This window comes from Rhodanobacter glycinis (genome assembly GCF_900114325.1).
GTDB classification, from domain to species: Bacteria; Pseudomonadota; Gammaproteobacteria; order Xanthomonadales; family Rhodanobacteraceae; genus Rhodanobacter_A; species Rhodanobacter_A glycinis.
Window position 1 is genome coordinate 24151 of record NZ_FOSR01000016.1, and the last position, 20278, is coordinate 44428.

Here is a 20278-nt window from a genome sequence, read left to right on the forward strand (position 1 = left end):
CGCGTGTCTCGCGTCCCGAGGTGAAGTCATGCGACGGGTTTGTTCCTGGCGCTGGCACGCCATGCGCGTGCGGCGGCGAGGATGGGCTCGCGGGAATCGTGCTGGATCAGATACAGCTGCAGGAAGACCAGCACCAGGCCCACGAACCAGCATGCCGCGCTGATGGCTTTTGGCCAGTGCAGATCGAAGATGCCGGAGGATGCCGACGCCAGCACACAGATCGTGGCCACCAGCCACAGGGCTCGATGGCGTCGGGATGCCGCGCTGCGGTGTTCGTTGATCAGCATGGACGCCTTGAGAATCGGCAGGCCGAACTCTCGCTGCAAATATCTGACGGTGACGAGTGCCATGCGCATTTCCCTTGTTTGGCATCAATTCGCAAGGAACGGATGCGGCCGTGCCAGCAAGCCGCGCCAACCACGCCGTGCCAGCCACAGCAGCGCCGCCACCAGCACGACCCAGCACGCCAGCAAGCCGTGCTCCAGGGGCGCGAGGCCATCCCATGGATGGTTGTCCGTACCCAGCAATGGAACGAAAGTGCTCAGGCAGAACAACACCGTAAGTACAACGTAAATCGGCGCCAAAACCCCCATGTGCAACTGGCGACCACCCAGCGTGCACAGCACCTGGGCCGCCATCGCACCGATGGCGGCGAACTGGGCCAGCGCTACCAGCAGGATGGCGAGCGGTGGCAAGTGCATGACGATGGCGGCTGCCAGCACACAGGCCAGCAACAACAGCTGGGCCTTGACCGGCGCGCCGAAGGCGGCATGCAGCAGTGCATGCCGGCAAGCGCGGGCATCGCCCAAACCCGGCAGCAGCGCCAGCAGTGGCAGTTCCGCATTCACGCGCTTCCAGCGTTGGTGGATCACCAGTGCAGCCATCGCGGCCAACATAAGGCCGCCGAACACGCCCAGCCAACCCACCACGCCGATACCGATCGACAGCAGTACGGATCGCACGGCATGGCCGTGGCGGGCTTCGCCGGCCTGCATGAATGCCATCACCGGGATGTATAGCAGGATCGGCAACAGCACCGGCGCCGTCGCGCGCAGATGGCCCGCCAGTGTCTTCGGCATGTACCAGCCGCCCAGCGCCACGCGCAATGCGCGTACCGGCGACTGAGGTCCCACCTTGCCGAGATTGGCGCGCGGCTGCATCCAGTCCGGGCGCTGGCGGATCAATTGGCCGCCGTCGAGTTGTTGCAAACCGTTCCATCCGCCAGTCCCGCCCTGGCGGCGGAGTTGCAGCAGCATCGAGCTGGTAAAACCCAGTTCCTTGTCGGCATCGCTGCGCAGCAATTGACGCCAGCGCAGCGCGTCGATCAGCAGCAACACGAGCAGCGCCGCCATGCCCCAAACCAGCCAGCGCGGATCGGACCACGGCGGCAGATGCGCCAGGCGATGCAGCCCGCTACCCAATGCTGGCGCGAAGCCGATCACCATGGCGCACCAGCGCGGCAACAGCACGAAGGCCATGCCACCGGCCATCGCCAGGGCCACCAGTTCGGCCACGTAGCGCATGTCCGCACCGCAGGCGCCCAGCACCAACACCGGCAGCAGCAGGCTCGGCAACGCGTACAGCCACAAGCCGAGCGCCGCCGCCCGCTGCATGCCCGGCAGGCGCAGGCGGCGGGCGTCGATCGCCAACAGCAACATGGTGGGCATCCAGAACGCCCATGCGAACCCCACGCTGAAGCAGTAGACCATCGTGCTGGCCAGCCACCAGTGCGGCTTCGACGAATACACGCCGATGGCCATCGCACCCAGGCTGCAACCCAGCATGAGGAACAGCATCAGCCAGTGCAGCGAACGGCGGCTCGAGCGCCACGGCGCGAGCAGGGCGCTGCCGAGGGCGATGCGCGGTGAGTCAGAAGCGTTCATGTCCATCGATCAGTCCTGCGGCAGGAAGGAATGCGGGCATGCATGCACGGCCATGCCACTCGTTGGAGATTCACTCGGCGATCTCCACGAACAGGTCTTCCAGTCCCAGTGCGTCGATGCGCGCGCCGGGCAATTTCGCGGCTTCCGGCCACTGGCCGTAGGCGTCGCGTTCCACCACCAGGCTCAGGCTGCCGTCTTCGTGGCGGCGTCGGCTGAGTGAGTTGTCGGGCGCGGCGGCGCTCATTTTTGCCGGCAGCCACAGGCGGGCGTAGCGTTCCTTGGTTTCGTCCACGCCACAGCGCAGCAGCAGGCGGCCTTCGTGCAGGAAAGCGATTTCCGAGGCCACGCGCTCCAGGTCGGACACGATATGCGTGGAGAACAGCACGGTGGTGCCGGATTCGCCTGCGCGCAGCGCCACTTCGCGCAACAGCTCGCGACGCGCGACCGGGTCGAGTGCGGCGGCGGGCTCGTCGAGCACCAGCAGTTCCGGCTGCGAGGCCAGCGCGCGAATCAGGTCCACACGCTGGCGCTCGCCCGGCGACAGCTTGGCCAGCAGCTTGTTCGGCGCGATCTTCCAGCGCTCCAGCGTCTTGCGCGCAAACGTGGCATCCCAGCGCGGGTAGAAGCGGCCCACGTAGTCGAGCATCTGCTGCGCGGTGAGCCAGGCCAGCGCTTCGGGTTGCTGCGGCACGTAGGCGAGGCGGGCCTTGCTGTCGTCGGACAGTTTCAGCGCCGGCTCACCGAACACGAAAGCCTCACCGGCCAGTGGTTCGAGCAGGCCGAGCATGGCGCGGATCAGCGTGGACTTGCCCGCCCCGTTGCGTCCGATCAAGCCCAGCACGCTGCCCGGTTCCAGCACCAAGTCCACGCCGGCCAGCACGCTGCTGCCCTCGTAACAATGCGCCAGGCCACGCACGGCAAGCGGTGCGGTGGTGTGTACGGTGTCCTTCAGTACGGCATTCATTGGTCCTTCCCCCAATCTCGGTCAACGGTCGTCGCGATGGTGCGGCGAATGGCATGGTGAGTGATGGCCGATGCCCCTACGCCGGCCTGTGCGAAGCCTTATGGCGGCGGGTGTGCGCCAGCAAATGGGACGTCAGCCGGCACGCGCACCAGCATGGCGCGCAGGTCGATCAGCACGTGCAGCAGCATCGGCAGCAGCAGACTGCCGGTGGCCCAGTACAACCAGGCGAACAGACCACCGAGCGCGGCGGTGGCCAGCACGCCCGTCCAGCCCTGGTAGAGGTGCGCCCAGCCGAACGCCAGCGCAGCCAGCACGATCGGCACGGCGATCGGCGCGTGCGGCAGCAGCGCGAACAGCAGGCCGAGGCCGAAACCGCGCCAGATCACTTCCTCGGTGATGCCGGCCGTCACGGCCAGCGCGGCGAAGCTCCAGCGTTCGGCGCGGGTACGCGGAAGCATGCGCAACAGCTTGTCGCCGCCGGCGACACGGGGCGAATGCGTGGGCGTCGCATCCTTGCGTCGGCGCGCCAGCGCCAGCCCGATCACGATGCCGCCCACCGCGGCCAGCGCCGTACCGACCGCGAACCCGGCGATCAGGCTGCTGCCAGCCGCACCGGATGGCAAACCCGTCGGCCAATGCGGTACGCGCAGGCCGAGTTGCGCCGGAGTCCATCCGGCCACGCCCAGGGTCACGAACAATGTGACCAGCAGCAAGATCCAGCCCTGCCATGTCCATTGACGGTAGAAGCGTCGCCGCGCGCCCGGTGCGTCCGCATCCAGCGCGGCCAGCAACTGGCGATGCGCATGGCGGCCCAACAGCGGTTCGGCGGTCAGCAGGTAAAGCGCGAGTACGGCGATGGCGAGCGAGGCAAGCATCTCAATCCCCCAGCAGCTTGGTCAGGCGACGCAAGACGGGTTCGGCGGGCAGCTCCAGTTCGCGCACGTGCCGCGCCAGTTCCAGCAACTGCGGTTCCAGCAAGGCCAGCCGCTGGTGCTGGGTGTGCGAAGCCTTTTGCGTGGCCGCCACCGCCATGCCCTTGCCGCGCAGGCGTTCCAGCAGGCCCTCGCCTTCGGCGATGCCGTAGGCGCGCGACACCGTCATCGGGTTCACCGCGTGGAAACCCGCCATTTCGCGCACCGACGGAAGCAACTCACCCGGCGCGATCTGCCCACCGGCAATCAATCGGCGCAACTGTTCCACGAGCTGGCGGTAAATCGGCTCGGGCGCGGCGGGTTGAATGGTGAACAGCGATGCATCCATGTGTATCAATACAACAATACACTTGAGTGGGTGTCAAGCGTGACTTGTGGCAGGAAGCGTTCGTCAAGAAGCTGTTGGACAAATAGCGAAGACGTGACTGCGCCGAGTTGGCACAAGGAGAGCGGGCCTGACCAGCGCGTCATGCCGCACATGATCGTGCGTATTCATGGCCCTCCTTGAAAACGCCCATCCGTGCTCTGGTTCAAGGCTTTGCCAAGACTGAGTCTAGGCGTCTGGCACTGCGCCTGCGTTTGCATATCCGCATCAGGCTGGCCGCACGATGAGCGGCGATGCCTGCACCCCAAGCCAGCAAGCCATATGCGACGCCAGCCGATGCACTGTCGTCGTTGACGCCCTTCGCAAACAGCAACGCGGCACCGAGGCAGATCACCGGCAGAGGGATCGTGATCATGTCGAGTATGGAACGCCGCAGACTGAACGAGGCGGCTGCTCTGGTAGAAAAAACAAGTCTTGCAAATTCAGCCTCGCCTCCTGCGTGGCGGACCAAGGGGGCCATCTGCATGTTTGAAAAGGCCATCACGCAGGACATTGTCCCAACCACGATCCCGAGAAAGGGCGAGGCAAACGCGAACAGTGCCAGAAGAACCGACGCCAAGACATATTTCCAGCCGAACCGGTGTGCCAGCCAGTTGCCTTCCAGCCGGAGCGTGGGGGTAACCAGGAATGTCGACGTCACGTCCAGCACCCTCCCTGCCAATGCAAATCCGAACGCGTACCAAATGTCTATAGCGCTTGTTGTCGCCATGCCACACCCCTGACTCGACTGGGAGGAATCTTGCACCGAGCACGACAGACATATCCACTGGAAGGGCCGGCCATCGTCCAGTCGCAACCGATGACGTCGTTACGGGACTTTTATCTGATTAGCTTCTCAATCCCATGTCGAGGCAGGTGTTCGTTTCGACCGTTGCCGTTGCCGGGTACCAAAAAGGGCGCGCATCGGCACCGATTGTGGCGCATCGATGCACGGCGTGAGTCGGCTTGCTGATGTTGTGCGCGGGATGCGCCGGAGGGACATGTCGTCCATGTACCCTTGCGGTGTGGAAGGGTGCGGAGGTCCGCGCCGTTGGTTCACTGGATCGGGGGAACACGGAAGATGAGCACGCTGCAACGTTGCATGATCCTCGCCGCCACCTGCGTGCTGGCGTTCATCCAGACCGGCGCTGCGCGCGCCGCCGATGGCGACTTGCAGGTGCGTCGCATCTCGCCGTCGGGCACGAACGTGCAGCCGGGGCAGGAGGCGGTGATTCAGTTCGATCGGGCGATGGTGCCGCTGGGCCACATGGGCCGCGACAGCGCCACGCTGCCGGTGCATATCAAGCCCGATCCGGGTTGCCAGTGGCGCTGGCTGGATACCAGCGAACTAGCTTGCCGCCTGGCCGGGCAGCAACGTTTCAGTCCGGCCACGCGCTACACCATCACCGTCGGCACCGCGCTCAAGGCGATGGACGGCAGCCACTTGGCCGCGCCGGTCACGCAGGATTTCACTACCTGGCGTCCGCAGGTGTTGTGGAGCGAGTTCCGGCACTGGCTGTCGCCGGTGATGCCGCAATACCTGTTGCGCTTCAACATGCGCGTCACCGCCGCCGAAGTGGCGCGACATATCGGTTTCGATGACGGTCACGGCCACGTGGTGGCAGCGAAGGTGACACCGTTCACCAGGAAACGGCAGGGCCCACTGTGGCTGCCGGTGCCGGGTGCGCCGGGCGCCGTGGTCGAGGTGGATGCGCCCAGCCCGGATACCCCGCTGGATGCTCACGCCGACGCCACGCAGGGTCGGCGGGTGTGGCTGGTCAAGCCGGCGCATGCGCTGGCGCCGGCGCAGCATTACACGTTGCTCGCGCAGCCGGGCATGCGCTCGCCGCTGGGCCCGTTGCCGAGCAAGCAGACCGATCTCGATGGCGATACCGGCATCACCACCTACGGCGCCTTCGCCTTCGCCGGCATCGGGTGTCGCGACAGCGGCGACCGTGCACAGATGCAGGCGCCCGGCGATGCCGTCGGTTCGCGTTGTCGCCCGAACAGCCTCAATCTGCTGTTCAGTTCGCCGGTGCCGCGCGCGACGCTGGCGGCGATTCGCTGGAAGCCGTTGCCGATGCCGCGCGATCGGCTGGCGGCGATCTGGCGTGATTACCCGCAATGGTTCCTGCGCGAGCCGCGCAGCCCGACCGATGCCGAGCAGCCTGACCGCTTCCCGTTGACCTTCAAGCTCGATCCGATGCGCGACTACGCCGTGACCGTGCCGGCCGGGGTGAAGGATCGCTTTGGCCGCACGCTGGCCAAACCGGTGACGCTCACATTCCAGACCGGCCATCGGGTGCCGTTCATCAATCCGCCACCCAGCGAAGCCGTGCTGGAAGCTGGCCAGGCCACCATCGCGCCACTGAGTTTCACCAACCTCGACCGTCTCGATTTCAACTATCGCCGCCTGTTCGCCGGTGATCTGGCTACGGGCACGTCGCCCGCGCCGGCACAGGATGCGGATCTGCTCAAACGGCCCGACCTGGCGGTGGCGCCGGATCGGCTGGTGCGTGGCCGGCTCGGCGTGCGCAAACTGCTCGATGGCCGTTCCGGCGTGCTCTGGGGCACGCTGGATTGGTCGCCGAACCATCCCTGGCAGCCCTATGACTTCATGGGCGAAGTGACGCCGTACCAGGTGCTGGCCAAGGTCGGTCATTTCGACACCCTGGTCTGGGTCAGCCGCCTGGACACGGGGGCGCCGGTAGCCGGCATGCGCGTGGGCATGTACGTCGGGCAGGACAATGCACTGGACCCGCTGGCCCTCGTCGCCGGCAAGCCGGTGTCCACCGACGCCCATGGCGTGGCCGTGTTGCCGGGTGCCGCGACCTTGCCCACGTCCTGGTTCGAGCCGTGGAAGACGCACAAGCATTTCTACATCGGTGCCACCCGCGCCGACACGCTGGCGCTGCTGCCGCTGGACTGGTCGTTCAAGCGCTCCGTCGGCGACGCCAGCCATTACGCCTTCAGCGCCAGCAACGCGCCGGCGCACGGCCACATGCGCGTGTGGGCGGTGACCGAGCAGGGCATCTACAAGCCCGGCAGCGACGTGCGTTTCATCGCCTTCGTGCGTGATGAAGGCCGCGCCACCCTGGTCGCGCCGCCGGCGCTGGATTACACGCTCCAGATCACCGACCCGACCGGCAACACGGTGCTGGAGAAGAAGCACGCCAAGCTGTCGTCATTTGGCGGTATGGACGGCCAATTGCACATACCGGCTACCGCTGCCACTGGAAGCTACAGCATCTCGCTGAGCTGGCCGACCGCCACCGGCACGATCAGCCGGCAGGCCGGGCAGTTCATGGTCACCGACTTCGTGCCCGCAACGTTCCAGGTGCGCACGCTGTTGCAGGGCACGCGTTTTGGCCCCGGCGAAAAAGTGGATGTACGGGCCACCGCCGCGCTGCACGCCGGTGGCCCGTACACCGACGCCAAGGTGCGCTTCACCACGCAACTGATCCCGCGCGCCTTTGCACCGGATACACCGGTGGCTGCAGGTTTCGACTTCAACGACGACGAGGCGACCTACGTCGGCCCGACCACCGTGGCACAGACCGAAGGCATGCTCGGCCACGACGGCGCGGCCGCCACGCAGGTGGTGTTGCCGAAGGACAGCCCGGTGCTCTACGGCGATATCGCGGTGGAAGCCGCGGTGGAATCGGCCCGCGCCACCTGGGTGGCCAACAGCGCGCATGCCGTCTACGCCGCGCGCGACCGTTTCGTCGGCGTGCGCACCAGCGACTGGATGCAGACCGCCGGCAAGCCGTTCGACGTGCAGTATCTGGTGGTCGATGCGGCGGGCCAGCCGCAGGCCGGCAGCCCGGTACGGATCGAACTGCAGCGCCAGGTGATCAGCAGCGTGCGGGTGAAGAACGGCGCCGGCGATTTCACGCCCGACCAGAAAGTCGACTGGAAGACCGAGGCCGAATGCAAGGCCAGCTCCGGCAAGGCTCCGGCGAAGTGCGCGTTGACGGCGAAACAAGCTGGCAGCTATCGCATCGTCGCCCACGTCACCGACACCCGCGGCCGCGTGCAGCGCAGCACCCTGTCGACCTGGGTCACCGGTGCCGGTGGCGTGGTCTGGCCGCAAGGCAAGGGCGTCACCCTGGTGCCGGACAAGTCCAGCTACCACGTCGGCGACATCGCCCACGTGCTGGTGCAGAACCCGTATCCGGGCGCCCGCGCGCTGATTACAGTGGAACGCTACGGCGTGCTGTGGAAGAAACTGGTGACGCTGAAGGGCGGCGCGCCGGTGATCGACGTGCCGATCGGCGCGGACTGCTTCCCCGGCGCCTATCTGTCGGTGGCGATCTTCTCGCCGCGGGTCAGCCCGCCGGCGGATCCCGATCTCGGTCGTCCCGAGCTGGCGCTGGGTTACATGGCGCTGAAGGTGAGTGGCAAGGGCAGCGCGTTGAAGGTCGACGTGAAACCCGCAGCGGCGCAGTACAAGCCGCGCCAGACCGTGCAGGTGGACGTCGACGTGCACGGCCAGGATGGCCACGCGCCCGGTAGCACCCGGCTGGTGGCGATCGTGGTCGACCAGTCGGTGGTCGATTTGTTGCAGCAGGGTGCGAAGTACTACGACCCGCTGGCACGCTTCTATGCACCGCCGGACGGCCCCGATGTCACCAACTTCAGCCTGGCCGAGCAGTTGCTGACGCAGTTGCAGCCGAAGGCCGGCAAGGGCGAAAGCCCGGGTGGCGGCGGTGGCGAAAGCGCCGGTCCGAACGTGCGCAGCAACTTCAGCTACGCGACCTACTGGAACGACAAGCTGACCACCGATACGGCCGGCCATGCGCATTTCAGCTTCACCGTGCCGGACAATCTCACCCGCTGGCGCATCCTGGTGATCGCGATGCGGCCCGGCGCGGAAATGGGCCTTGGCAACACCAGCGTGCAGGTCAACCTGCCGCTGCAGATCCAGCCTGCCTTGCCGAACCAGATGCACGTGGGCGACCAGTTCGGCGCCGCGTTCAATGTCACCAATCGCACCAGCAAAACCTTGCACGTGCATACCCGCATCGAGGCCAGCGGACCGATCGAAGGCGGCAAGGCCGCGGCGACCGATGCGTTGAAGCTGGGCGCCTTCGGCCACGGCCTGCGCTGGTTGCAGCTGGCGGCGACCGCGCCGGGCAGCATCACGCTCACCGCCAGTGCGCAGGCCGGCAAGCTGGGCGACGCGGTGCGCGCGCAGATTCCGGTGACGATCGCCGGCACCGAGGTGGTGGCGGCCGAGTACGGCAGCACGCTCGGCGCCAGCGCGCAGGTGCCGGTGAAGGTGCCGGCGCAGGCGTTGCCGGGCACGTCGAAAGTGGAAGTGAAACTCGCGCCGACCCTGGTCGGCGGCCTCGACGGTGCCTTCGCGGTATTGCGCGACGACTTGCTGCGCACCTGGGAAATCCGCCTCAGCCGCGGCGTGCTGGCGTCCGATTACCTGCGCCTGAAACCGGTGCTGGGCGATACCGTGACATGGCCGCACGCGGCGAAGGACATCGACGCCACGCTGGCGGCTGCCGCCGATTTCCAGGCGCCGGACGGCGGCATGGCGTTCTGGATTCCGCGCGACCATTTCGTCAGTCCCTACCTCAGCGTCTACACCGCGCTGGCCTTCGACTGGTTCGAGGAAGCCGGTCATCCGGTGCCGGCCTCGGTGCGCGAGCATCTGCAGGGTTATCTGCAGCAGAAGATCCTCGCCAAGGGCGCCAACCCGGATGATGTCGCCGCGCCGGTGCTGCGCGCCGGTGCGCTGGCGGCCCTGGCGCCCAGCGGCAAACTGCCCGCAGGCGCGGTGGCCGGCATGCTGCCGGAACTGCCGAAGCTGCGCCTGTTCGGCCAGGCCTTGCTGCTGGATGCCGCGCTGGGCACGCACGACCACGTCAGTGCGCAGGTGATCGTGAAGTCGCTGCTGTCGCACGCCGAGGAATCGGCCGGCGAAATTTCCTTCAACGAGGACGAACCGGGCATTTACCTCGACCTGCTGGGCACGCCGCTGCGTTCCAACTGCGCCGTGCTCGACGCGCTGTCGCGCTACAAGACCGAGATCGGCGAGCAGGGCCTGCTCGGCACCACGCCGCAGAAGCTGATGCGCTGGGTGGCGTCGCGGCGACGCAATGCCGGCGGCTGGCCGAACAGCCAGGAGAATGTGTTCTGCACCAGCGCCATCGTGCATTACGCCGATGCCTACGAGCCGCCGGTGCACGATTTGTCGGCGCAGGTGCAGTGGCCCGGGCAGGCGCCCGCCACGGCGACATTCGCGGCGCGCAGCACGCCGGGCACGTCGATCTCGGCGCCCGCGGCGGCGCCAGGCCAGAACTTCAACGTCGACGTGACGCATGGCGGCCAGGGCCGCCTGTACTACAACGTGCTGGTGAGTTACGCGATGGCGCCCGATGCGCTGCCGCCGGCCGATGCCGGCTTCACCCTCAAGCGCAGCTATGCCGTGCAGCACGGTCGCCACTGGGTGCCGGTGGGGCCGGCCAGCGTGCTCAAGCGTGGCGATATCGTGCGCGTGGCGCTGGATGTGGATGCGCCCACCGAACGCCACCACGTGGTGGTGACCGATCCGTTGCCCGGCGCCTTCGAGGCGGTCAACCGGCAACTGGCCACCGCCGCGCAGACCACGCCGTCGGCGCAGCCCGGCTTGTCGGTGCTGATGTTCGACAGTGGCCCGTGGCCGAACATGTCAATCGTCGACGGCGGCTTCTACCACCGCGAGACCGCCTTCGATGCCGTGCGTTTCTATGCCGACGACCTGCCGGCCGGGCACTACCGGCTGGTGTATTCGGCGCAGGTGATCGCGCCGGGTCGGTTCATCGCGCCGGCGCCGCAGGTGAAGGAGATCTACCAGCCCGACGTGTTCGGTCGCGGTGCGCCGCAGCACCTGCGCGTGATCTTGCCGGAGGATTGAGGCGATGCGGCGGTGGCTGACAGGGGTGGCCGCATTGGCCGTGGTCGCCGCCGTCGTCCTGGCGGTGGCGACCTGGCGTGCGCTGCCGCCCCTGCCGGCGGCGCTGGTCTCGGCGTCGTCGTCATCCGTGCCGCTGCATGTCGTGGCGGCCGACGGCACGCCGCTCAACCGCAGTTATCGCGGCCGCTTCAACCATGTGGATGCGCTGCCGGCGTGGCGCATTCCGGCGCTGCTGCGTACCGCCTTCGTGGCCTCCGAAGACCAGCGCTACTGGCAGCACGGCGGCGTCGACTGGCGTGCGCGTTTCGCGGCGCTGTGGGGCAATTTGCGCGCGGGGCAGGTGCAGCGCGGCGCCAGCACCATCGGCGAGCAGGTGGCGCGCATCCTGCAACCGCGTCCGCATACGTATTGGAGCCACTGGGTCGCCGGTATCGAGGCGGGCCGCCTGTTGCGCCGCTTCGGCCATGCGCAGGTGCTGGATTTCTACCTCAACCAGGTGCCGTACGGCGCGCGCCGGCGCGGCGTGGCGCAGGCGGCGCATTACTATTTCGGGCGTGATCCGGATGCGCTTGATCCGGCCGAGCAACTGTCGTTGGCGGTGCTGGTGCGCTCGCCCAGCCGCTACGATCCGCGGCGGCATCCGCAGGCTTTGCGCCAGGCCGTGGATCAACTGGCCGGGCGCATGCGCGCAAGCGGAGCGATTGATGCAACGCAGGCCGAGGCGATTCGACGCGCGCCGATCCAGCCCGGCCAACAGGCGCTGGCGGTCGAAGCCGGCCCGTTCGTCTTGCATGCCGCCGAACGCGCCCGTGCGCTGGGCCTCACTGGCCCGGTGCTGAAGACCACGCTCGACCCCGACCTGCAGCGTTTCGTCCAGCAGGTACTGGGTCAGCGCGTGCGCACCCTGGCCACGCGCGGCGTGCGCAACGCCGCGGCGCTGGTGGTCGACAACGCCACCGGCGCGGTGCTGGCCTGGGTGGTGGCACCGCAGGATGGCCCGTTCGCGATCGACGCCGTGCTGGCGCCGCGCCAACCGGGCTCCACCTTGAAGCCGTTTGTCTATGGCCTGGCGATGGCACGCCTGGGCTGGCAACCGGACACGGTGATTGAGGACACCCCGCTGGCCGAGAACGTGCGCGAAGGCCTGCATCGTTATCGTAACTACAGCGGCCGCTACTACGGCAAGGTCAGCCTGCGTTACGCGCTGGCCAACTCGCTCAACATCCCCGCGGTGAAGACGGCGCAGGCGGTGGGCGTGCCGGCGATCCTGGATCTGCTGCACCGGCTCGGCTTCGGCACCTTCGAGCAGACGGCCGATTTCTACGGCCCGGCGATCGTGCTGGGCGATGGCGGCGTGCGTCTGTTCGACCTGGTGCAGGGCTACGCCAGCCTGGCCCGGCACGGCCGCTACCTGCCGTTGCACGTGCTGGCGGATACCCCGCAGCCCGACCCGGTGCCGGTGTTGCCGGCGCCGGTCACCTCGCTGCTGGCCAGCATTTTGTCCGACCCGAACGCGCGCAGTGCGGAATTCGGTGCCGACAGCGTGCTCGACCTGCCGATGCCCACGGCGGTGAAAACCGGCACCTCCAGCGACTACCGCGACATCTGGACCATGGGCTTCGATGATCGTTACACCGTCGGCGTGTGGATGGGCCGGCTGGATGGCGGTTCCACCGATGGCCTGACCGGCTCCAGCGGCCCGGCGCCGGTGTTGCGGCAGATCTTCGCGCGCCTGCGCACCGCCGCGCCGTATGCCGGCCTGTGGCACAGCCCGGCGTTGCAGCCGGTGCACACCTGCGAGTGGATCGGGCCACCGCCGTGCGTGCAGCGCGACGACTGGCATCTGGGCGACGTGCACGCGCCCGTGTCCGCGCCATCGACCACGACGCGTCGCGTGGCCATCGCCCGTCCGCTGCCCGGCGAAATGCTGGCCATCGATCCGCGCCTGCCGGCGGCCACCCAGCGCTACCGTTTCTCCCTCGACACGGCCGGACAGGCGATCAAGCGCGTCGTCTGGCAACTGGACGGCAAGCCGCTCGCCACCACCACGGAGGCCGCCACTTCATGGCAGATCGTGCCCGGCCCGCACACGCTCAGCGTCCGGGTCTGGCTCGATGGCGGGAATCCCGGCCACGCGCTGGAACTCGGCCCGGTCGCGTTCAGCGTGCTGGGGCAGGCGCCGCCGCATGAGGGGAGTCCCGAATAACGCGTTTTTGTAGGAGCGCACCCTGTGCGCGATGCCTTTCGTCACGTTATGAGAAAGCATCGCGCACAGGGTGCGCTCCTACCGGCGGCTTCGACAGGGTTTTTGAGGTTGCCATTCGAGGCGCCCCACCGCCGCTCGTCCGCCCTGTGCTGCGGACCTGTCACGCCGCATCCCCTACAATGACGCGATGAAAATCGCTTCCTGGAACGTGAATTCGCTGAACGTGCGCCTGCCGCACCTGCTGCAATGGCTGGCCGATGCCCAGCCGGACGTGGTGGCGCTGCAGGAAACCAAGCTGGAGGACGCGAAGTTTCCCGCGGACGCACTGGCCGCGGCTGGCTATCGCAGCGTGTACTCGGGGCAGAAGACCTACAACGGCGTGGCGATCCTGGCGCGCGACGAACTGCGCGACGTGGTCACCGACATTCCCGGGCTGGACGATCCGCAGCGGCGCATCCTCGCCGCCACCGTCGGCGATGTGCGCGTGGTCGATCTCTACGTGGTCAACGGCAAGGCCGTGGGCGACGAGAAATACGCCTACAAGCTGCACTGGCTGGAACGCGTGCACGCGTTCCTCGAAGGCGAGCTGGCGCGCCATCCGAAACTGGTGGTGCTGGGCGATTTCAACATCGCGCCGGACGACCGCGACGTGCACGATCCGGTGGCCTGGGGCGAGGACATCCTGTGCTCGCCGCCCGAACGCGCGGCGTTGAAGGCGATCACCGACCTCGGCCTTGCCGACAGCTTCCGCCTGTTCGAATCCGCCGGCGAGCACTACAGCTGGTGGGACTATCGACAAGCCGCGTTCCGGCGCAACATGGGCCTGCGCATCGACCTGATCCTGATCAGCGAGGCACTGAAAGCCGCGGCCGCGGCGGCCGCCATCGACCGTACGCCGCGTGGCTGGGAACGGCCCTCCGACCACACGCCGGTAACGCTGGACCTGGACCTGTGATGAGTACGAAAACCGATTGGCCCAGCTCGCTGGACGACAACGAACTGGACGAACTGGACCGCTACCTGCGCGCGCATGCGCAGGAAGGCGACGGTCGCCTGCTGCTCGACGGCGTGCACGGCATGCTCAGCGCGCTGGCTGTCGGCCCGCTGCAGGTATTGCCCGAGGAGTGGCTGCCCGAAGTGCTGCACGAGCCGTTCACCAGCGAGGCCGAAGGCAACCGCGTGCTGGCGCTGCTGGCCAAGCTCAACGACTCGATCAGCGCCGAAATAGACGTGGATGCCTACGAGCCGATCCTCGGCGAGGTGGAAGCCGAACCGATGCCGGTGCTGTCCGCCGCGGGCTGGTGCGAAGGCTTCAGCCGCGGCATCGATCTGCGTGCCGGCCTGTGGGAAAAACGCCTGGCCGACGACCCGTCACTGATGGAATTGCTCGGCCCGGTGATGGCGCTGGCCGTGGACGAAGGCGTGCTCAGCGCCGACGCCACCTTCGACAAGCTCGGCGACGAGGAATACGACGAGTGCCTGTCGCGACTCCCGGCCGTGCTGGTCGCGGTAAGCCACTACTGGTACGAACACCCCGCCACCGAAGAAGAACTCGAAGCGCTGGTGACGGAGCCCGCCAGCGAGGACGATGCGCAACATCCGCCGCGGCAGCGCAGTGGGCATTGGGTGCATTGAGGCAGCGCGCGCAGTGACGCTTTGGTAGGAGCCCGTTCACGGGCGATGCTTTTCCGAGCTCCGCGTTCCGCAGAAAGGCATCGCCCGCGAGCGGGCGCCGGCCGGTCGTTTCGACGCCGGCGCTGATCTCAGGTCCCATCGCCGCGCAAGGTCAGCACCTCGACGCCATCGCGGGTCACTGCCACGGTGTGCTCGAATTGCGCGGACAACTTCCGGTCCCGGGTGACGACCGTCCATCCATCCGGCTCCGTCGAAACCATGCGGGTACCCTGATTGAGCATCGGCTCGATGGTGAACACCATTCCTTCTCGCAATTTCAGGCCGGCGCCCGGCCGGCCGTAATGGAGCACCTGGGGGTCCTCGTGCATCTCCCGGCCGATGCCATGTCCGCAATATTCCCGCACGACGGAATAGCCATTCTTCTTGGCGTGCCGCTCGATCGCGAAACCGATGTCGCCCAGGTGCGCACCGGGGCGAACCTGCTTTATCCCCTGCCACATCGCCTCTTGCGTCACCCGCACCAACCGTCGCGCAGCCGGTGGCACGTGGCCCACGAGATAAGTCTTGCTCGAATCCGCAATGAAGCCGTGCTTTTCCAGCGTGATGTCGAGATTGATGATGTCGCCATCACGGATGATCTCGTCCGGATCGGGCACGCCATGGCACACGACATGGTTGATCGAGCAGTTCAGGACATACTTGAAACCGTACTGCCCCTTGCTCGCCGGCCGCGCGGCAAGATCCACCGTGATGAATCGCTCGACCAGGTCGTTGACCTGCATTGTCGACAGCCCGGCAAGCGCCTGCGTGTCCAGCATCTCGAAAACCGATGCGAGCAGCTTGCCCGATGTCCGCATGAGCGCAAGCTCATCGGGGCTCTTGACCACGTCAGGCAACCGCTCTGCCAGCCATCTTCATTTGCGCACTCTCGAGTTGCATCTTCACGATGTCGTTGAAGGACAGGGTGGGATTCGCCTCGGCAAGCATCCCGACCTTCATCCAGAACTCGGCCTGGGCATTGATCGAGCGGCACATGACCGTACTGGCCCGGCGAGCGTCTTCGTGAAGCTCGTCTTCGATTTTTACGATGCCCATCGAGTGCTCGGCAGAAAGTTGGAATATACGAATCATATATGTTTCGTATATTCATGTTCAATGGGGATGATCCAAGAATTTCCGGCTTGATGGTCATGGGATTTGGACTCGGACGCCTCTCTGCTTGCACCCCACTAACACTCCCCACGCAACAATCCGTTCGCATAACGGGGCTTGGACAATCCCTCGCGCGGGATCATCTTGGCGGCATCCATTTCCCACGGGAGACTGTCATGAGTGAGCGTCGCATTCTTCGCCGCATCCGCGGCACCGATACTGCCGATGGGGCGGGGGTCAAGCTCAAGCGCATCATCGGGCAGCCGGGGTTGGACATGCTCGATCCGTTCCTGTTGCTGGACGAGTTTCGTTCGGACAGTGCGGACGATTACATCGCCGGCTTCCCGGAGCATCCGCATCGCGGCTTCGAGACGGTGACGTACATGCTGGCCGGGCACATGCAGCATGGCGACAACAAGGGCAACCGCGGGGATCTGGTGCCAGGCAGCGTGCAGTGGATGACGGCCGGTCGCGGCATCCTGCATTCGGAGATGCCGCAGCAGGAAAACGGCCTGATGTGGGGTTTCCAGTTGTGGGTGAACCTGCCGGCGGCGGACAAGCTGACCGATCCACGCTACCAGGACATCGGCCCCGAACGCATCCCGAGCGTGCAGCCGGCTGAAGGCGTCACGGTGAAGGTGATCGCCGGCGAGCTGGCCGGCGTCACCGGTCCGGTGGCTGGCATCACGACGGCGCCGGTGTATCTGGATATCGCGCTGGAACCCGGTGCGCAGGTGACGATTCCGTTGCCGGAAGGTCATCATGGTTTTGCCTATGTGTTCGATGGTGCGGATGCGCAGGTGGCCGGTCAGATCCTGCGACGCAGCGAGCTGGCGGTGCTGTCCGAGGGCGACAGCCTGGTCGTGGGCGGCAACGAGGCGCCGGCGCGGGTATTGCTGGTTGCCGGCCGGCCGCTGGCCGAACCGGTGGCGCGTTACGGCCCGTTCGTGATGAACACGACCGAGCAGATCCACGAGGCGATTGCCGACTTCCGCGCCGGCCGTTTCTGATATATCGCAGGTGCTGGCTATTCCGATCACCGTCACGGCGTGACCGGGTTCGGCATGGGGCGCCGATGCCGAACTCGCCGGTGGACCGGTTGAAGCCCGGCACCATCCGCGGACGCCGGAAACGCGACACGCCGAAGCGACGCATCGGCCTCGGTCAGGCGACCCGAATCGTGCCGCGGATGCAGTTGCGGCCCGAGCGCTTGGCTTCGTACTGGGCCTCGTCGGCGTCGTGCAACAGCGTTTCGCGATCTTCTTCCGTGGACAGGTGCCGGCTGGCAATGCCGGCACTGATGGTGATCTGGCGGGTGGCTTTTCCCGCCGACGTCACCGCCAGCCGGGCCACTTCCGCGCGCATCCGCTCGGCGATCACGCGGGCTTCCGGCAGGTCGCAGTGGCGCAGCAGGCAGGCGAATTCCTCGCCGCCGTAACGGGCGACCAGGGCATCGGCGGGCACGTGCTTGCGGATGGCCTCGGCGACTTCGCGCAAGGCATGGTCGCCGGCCAGGTGGCCGAAGTCGTCATTGAATGCCTTGAAGTGATCCACGTCGATGAAGATCAGCGAGGCGAGCGTGCCGCGATCTTCGCGTTGCAGCGATTCCATCAGCCAGCGGCGGTTGGATACGCCGGTGAGGGCATCGTGGTGGGACAGTTCAAGCAGCCGGCGGTTGGCGTTGTTCAACTCGGCAGTGTGCTCGGCGATGCGCTGTTCCAGTGCGCGTTGCTGTCGGCGCAAGGCATGCGTGCGCCAACGCAGCAGGACGGCGACGAGCAGGCCCGCGACCGCGACGAACAGCAACCACGCCCACCAGCGCTGCCACCAGTGCGGCGACACCACGATGGGCAGCAGGATCGGCCTGCTGAGATTGCCTGCATAGTCGCGTGCCTCGATGTGCAGCACGTAGTCGCCGGGTGGCAAGGCGCCGATCTCGCGAAAGTTGTCCTGCGTCCACGCGCCGGGCGTGCTGCTGAAGCCCTGCAGCCAGGTGCGGAAGCGCGATGCGTCCTCGTGTCGCCAGGACAGCAGCGCGAAATCGACGCGCAATTCGTGGTGGCCGGACGGAACGCGCACGCGATCGTCGTTCACGGGCTTGCCGTCCATGCGCACCTGGATCAGCTTCAGCGGTTTGGCCTCGTGGTCCGGCTTGAGCGCCCCCGGGTCGTGGACCATCAGGCCGCCCAGCGTGCCGGTCCAGTAGCGGCCATGCGTATCGACGAACTGCGCGTTGGCGTTGCATTCGTTGTTGACCATGCCGTCGCGCACCGTGAACACCTGCGAGCGATAGCCACCGGCGTGCGGCGTGAGCATCTGCACGCCGGAGTCGGTGCAGATGTAGATGCGGCCGTCGGCATCGGCCAGCGCATCGTCGGCGGTTGCATCGGGTGGTGCGGGCAGGTTGGCCGGCAAGGTGTGCGGCTGCAGCGGATCGCTGGCATCGACGCGGATGATGCCGTGCGCGCGGCTGCCGAGCCAGAGAATCGGTTTCCCCTGCGCATCGGGAATCAGCCGCATGCCGAGCAGGTCGGTGCCCGGCAGGCCAATGTCGCGTCCCAGCAGCATCCATTGCGTGCCGTCGAAACGGGCCAGTCCCTGGTTGCTGGTGGCCCATAGCCAGGCATGTCCGTCGGGCGTGGTTTGCGCCAGCAGCTTCACCACCTCCCAGCGGCCGTGGGCGGACTTCGGACGGAAAGCCGTCCATACGCCCTCGCGCAGGCGGTAGATGCCGGATGCATCGGTGGCGAACCATTGCTCGGTCTGCCCGCCGATGCGCCGGCTGAGCATGGCGTTCACGCTCTGCCCCGGCGGGTGTGGCCACGGCGTGGCGACCGGCTTGAAGTGCAGCGTATCATCCACGCGCCACAGGTGGCCGGCGCCGGTTCCCAGCCACACGGTCGGCTGGCCTTGCCAGTCGTCGGCGTGCGCGATCATGTTGACGACGGAGTCGCCGCCCACCTTGCGGAAATAACGCCAGCGGCCGCGTGTGTACAAACCCAGGCCGTCGCCATCCGAACCCGCCCACAGGCGCTCGTTGCCATCGTGGTCATGGTCGACCAGCACGCCGAGCACGCCTGTCTGGTTCGCACCCAGCAGGGACACGGCTTTCCACGCATGCGTGCCCACGATGACCCGCGCCACGCCATCCTCGGTGGCCAGCCACAGCACGCAGGTGCCGTTGGGACTGCGCCACAGGCTGAGGCCGCGAATGGCGTTCGAGAGCAAGCCGTAGCGTCGGTCGAACACGCGCACGCGGTCGTGGTAGATGCGCACCAGCCCGTTGCGCGAAGAGGCCCAGATCGCCTGGCCGCCGTCCGGCGTGGGCGTGGCGACCATGTTGTACAGCACGTCGGTCGGCAGATCGCCGGTGGCCACGCTCCAGTGATGCAGGCCGTGGTCGTCCAGCCGCCACAATCCGGAATTGAACACGGAAATCCACAGCGCTTCGTGGCCCTCGTTGCGCGTGGCCAGCAGGTATTCCAGGCCGTTGCCGGCGTCGAAGCCGGGAGCCCGGAAGCGCTGCCAGTGGCCGCCTGGTACGCGATACCACAGGCCGCCGCTACCGGCGACCCAGAGGCGTTCCTGTCCGAACAGCGTGTGGGTCTGCGCCAGTGCCAGCGTGTAGCCGTGCGGCAACTGGGCGTTGCCCGGGTCCGCCTGCCAGCGACCGTGGTCGCGATAGAACAGGCCCTTGTCCGTGGTCACCGCCCACAAACGCTTGCCGGCCGGGGTGTCGGTCTCCACCAGCCGGCGCACGTTGTGGTCCGTCAGGCCGTCGGCGGTGCCCTCGACATGCCAGTGCTTGCCGTCGTAGCGCGCCAACCCGAACGTGCTGGCACAGGCCCACAGCGTGCCTTCGTGGTCGACGAACAATTGCTGGATGTAGCCGCGCAGGGCCGGGTTGTCGAGCGCGTGCCAGCGCAGGCCGTCGTACCACGCCAGTCCATGCGGGGTGCCGACCCAGACGAAACCTTGTCGGTCGGTACGCACCGTGACGGTGACCGGCCCGGGCAGACCGTCGCGCGTGGTGAAGGTGGTGAACGAAGGCGCGCCGAGGTCGAACAGGTCGAGCGGCTGCGTGTCGTGCGTGGTGGTCGCGGGGTGTGCCGATAGCGGGCCGAGCACGCCGAATGCCATCAGCGCGACCCAGGCCAATCGAATCAGTCCCCCTGATCCATGTCCCATCGATTTTTTACCCAGGTACGCGCGGCTATGGTGAAGGTGTCCGT

General features: G+C 67.0%; 14 protein-coding genes. 5 read left to right on the forward strand and 9 right to left on the reverse strand.

Annotated elements, in window-relative coordinates:
* Nucleotides 1-26 precede the first annotated feature (26 nt).
* From BMY90_RS14460 to BMY90_RS14485, 6 genes are all read right to left on the reverse strand, one after another.
* A complete protein-coding gene (locus BMY90_RS14460) occupies nt 27-350 on the reverse strand; it encodes a hypothetical protein (RefSeq protein ID WP_139201764.1) in 324 nt (107 codons plus the stop codon).
* A gap of 21 nt (nt 351-371) precedes the next feature.
* Nucleotides 372-1883, reverse strand: a complete 1512-nt coding sequence (locus BMY90_RS14465; protein WP_139201765.1) for a hypothetical protein — start codon at nt 1881-1883, stop codon at nt 372-374.
* Nucleotides 1884-1953: 70 nt separating this feature from the next.
* The gene (locus BMY90_RS14470; protein ID WP_092704944.1) at nt 1954-2847 is read right to left on the reverse strand and encodes an ABC transporter ATP-binding protein; all 894 of its coding nucleotides are present in this window, start codon (nt 2845-2847) and stop codon (nt 1954-1956) included.
* Nucleotides 2848-2945: 98 nt separating this feature from the next.
* Entirely contained in the window at nt 2946-3722 is a 777-nt protein-coding gene (locus BMY90_RS14475) for a CPBP family intramembrane glutamic endopeptidase (protein WP_092704946.1), read from the reverse strand.
* Between the two features lies 1 nt (nt 3723).
* Complete coding sequence (locus BMY90_RS14480; RefSeq protein ID WP_008212409.1) at nt 3724-4107, reverse strand: GntR family transcriptional regulator; 384 nt, start codon at nt 4105-4107, stop codon at nt 3724-3726.
* Between the two features lie 202 nt (nt 4108-4309).
* The gene (locus BMY90_RS14485) at nt 4310-4873 is read right to left on the reverse strand and encodes a hypothetical protein (RefSeq protein WP_008212410.1); all 564 of its coding nucleotides are present in this window, start codon (nt 4871-4873) and stop codon (nt 4310-4312) included.
* Between the two features lie 351 nt (nt 4874-5224).
* Between BMY90_RS14485 and BMY90_RS14490 the strand changes: the two genes are divergently transcribed.
* The 4 genes from BMY90_RS14490 (at nt 5225) to BMY90_RS14505 (ending at nt 14894) form a co-directional block, all read left to right on the forward strand.
* Complete coding sequence (locus BMY90_RS14490) at nt 5225-11053, forward strand: Ig-like domain-containing alpha-2-macroglobulin family protein (RefSeq protein WP_092704948.1); 5829 nt, start codon at nt 5225-5227, stop codon at nt 11051-11053.
* A 4-nt stretch (nt 11054-11057) separates the two neighbouring features.
* Nucleotides 11058-13259 carry a transglycosylase domain-containing protein gene (locus BMY90_RS14495; RefSeq protein ID WP_092704950.1) on the forward strand — a complete coding sequence of 734 codons (2202 nt, stop codon included), beginning with the start codon at nt 11058-11060 and terminating at the stop codon, nt 13257-13259.
* A gap of 187 nt (nt 13260-13446) precedes the next feature.
* A complete protein-coding gene (xth, locus tag BMY90_RS14500) occupies nt 13447-14214 on the forward strand; it encodes an exodeoxyribonuclease III (protein ID WP_092704952.1) in 768 nt (255 codons plus the stop codon).
* On the forward strand, nt 14214-14894 hold the full coding sequence (locus BMY90_RS14505; protein ID WP_008215331.1) for a YecA/YgfB family protein: 681 nt from the start codon (nt 14214-14216) through the stop codon (nt 14892-14894). Before xth ends, BMY90_RS14505 begins: the two co-directional genes overlap by 1 nt.
* 128 nt (nt 14895-15022) lie before the next feature.
* Here the strand turns inward: BMY90_RS14505 and map are convergent, their stop codons facing one another.
* Nucleotides 15023-15781, reverse strand: coding sequence for a type I methionyl aminopeptidase (gene map / locus BMY90_RS14510; RefSeq protein ID WP_037101908.1), 759 nt, complete (start codon nt 15779-15781; stop codon nt 15023-15025).
* A gap of 1 nt (nt 15782) precedes the next feature.
* The gene (locus tag BMY90_RS14515; protein ID WP_008215336.1) at nt 15783-16025 is read right to left on the reverse strand and encodes a ParD-like family protein; all 243 of its coding nucleotides are present in this window, start codon (nt 16023-16025) and stop codon (nt 15783-15785) included.
* Nucleotides 16026-16222: 197 nt separating this feature from the next.
* Here BMY90_RS14515 and BMY90_RS14520 point away from each other — a divergent pair, with 197 nt between their 5' ends.
* Nucleotides 16223-17056: a pirin family protein gene (locus BMY90_RS14520; RefSeq protein WP_008215338.1), complete on the forward strand. Its 834-nt coding sequence runs from the start codon at nt 16223-16225 to the stop codon at nt 17054-17056.
* 154 nt (nt 17057-17210) lie between these two features.
* Here BMY90_RS14520 and BMY90_RS14525 read toward each other — a convergent pair whose 3' ends face one another.
* Nucleotides 17211-20234, reverse strand: coding sequence for a ligand-binding sensor domain-containing diguanylate cyclase (locus BMY90_RS14525; protein ID WP_245735053.1), 3024 nt, complete (start codon nt 20232-20234; stop codon nt 17211-17213).
* Nucleotides 20235-20278: the final 44 nt, after the last annotated feature.

Coding starts and splice junctions, on each gene's coding strand:
- BMY90_RS14465 (WP_139201765.1), bottom strand. CDS start 1,883: ATGAACGCTTCTGACTCACCGCGCATCGCCCTCGGCAGCGCCCTGCTC.
- xth (WP_092704952.1), top strand. CDS start 13,447: ATGAAAATCGCTTCCTGGAACGTGAATTCGCTGAACGTGCGCCTGCCG.
- BMY90_RS14490 (WP_092704948.1), top strand. CDS start 5,225: ATGAGCACGCTGCAACGTTGCATGATCCTCGCCGCCACCTGCGTGCTG.
- BMY90_RS14485 (WP_008212410.1), bottom strand. CDS start 4,873: ATGGCGACAACAAGCGCTATAGACATTTGGTACGCGTTCGGATTTGCA.
- BMY90_RS14470 (WP_092704944.1), bottom strand. CDS start 2,847: ATGAATGCCGTACTGAAGGACACCGTACACACCACCGCACCGCTTGCC.
- BMY90_RS14495 (WP_092704950.1), top strand. CDS start 11,058: ATGCGGCGGTGGCTGACAGGGGTGGCCGCATTGGCCGTGGTCGCCGCC.
- BMY90_RS14505 (WP_008215331.1), top strand. CDS start 14,214: ATGAGTACGAAAACCGATTGGCCCAGCTCGCTGGACGACAACGAACTG.
- BMY90_RS14460 (WP_139201764.1), bottom strand. CDS start 350: ATGGCACTCGTCACCGTCAGATATTTGCAGCGAGAGTTCGGCCTGCCG.
- BMY90_RS14525 (WP_245735053.1), bottom strand. CDS start 20,234: ATGGGACATGGATCAGGGGGACTGATTCGATTGGCCTGGGTCGCGCTG.
- BMY90_RS14480 (WP_008212409.1), bottom strand. CDS start 4,107: ATGGATGCATCGCTGTTCACCATTCAACCCGCCGCGCCCGAGCCGATT.
- BMY90_RS14515 (WP_008215336.1), bottom strand. CDS start 16,025: ATGATTCGTATATTCCAACTTTCTGCCGAGCACTCGATGGGCATCGTA.
- BMY90_RS14520 (WP_008215338.1), top strand. CDS start 16,223: ATGAGTGAGCGTCGCATTCTTCGCCGCATCCGCGGCACCGATACTGCC.
- BMY90_RS14475 (WP_092704946.1), bottom strand. CDS start 3,722: ATGCTTGCCTCGCTCGCCATCGCCGTACTCGCGCTTTACCTGCTGACC.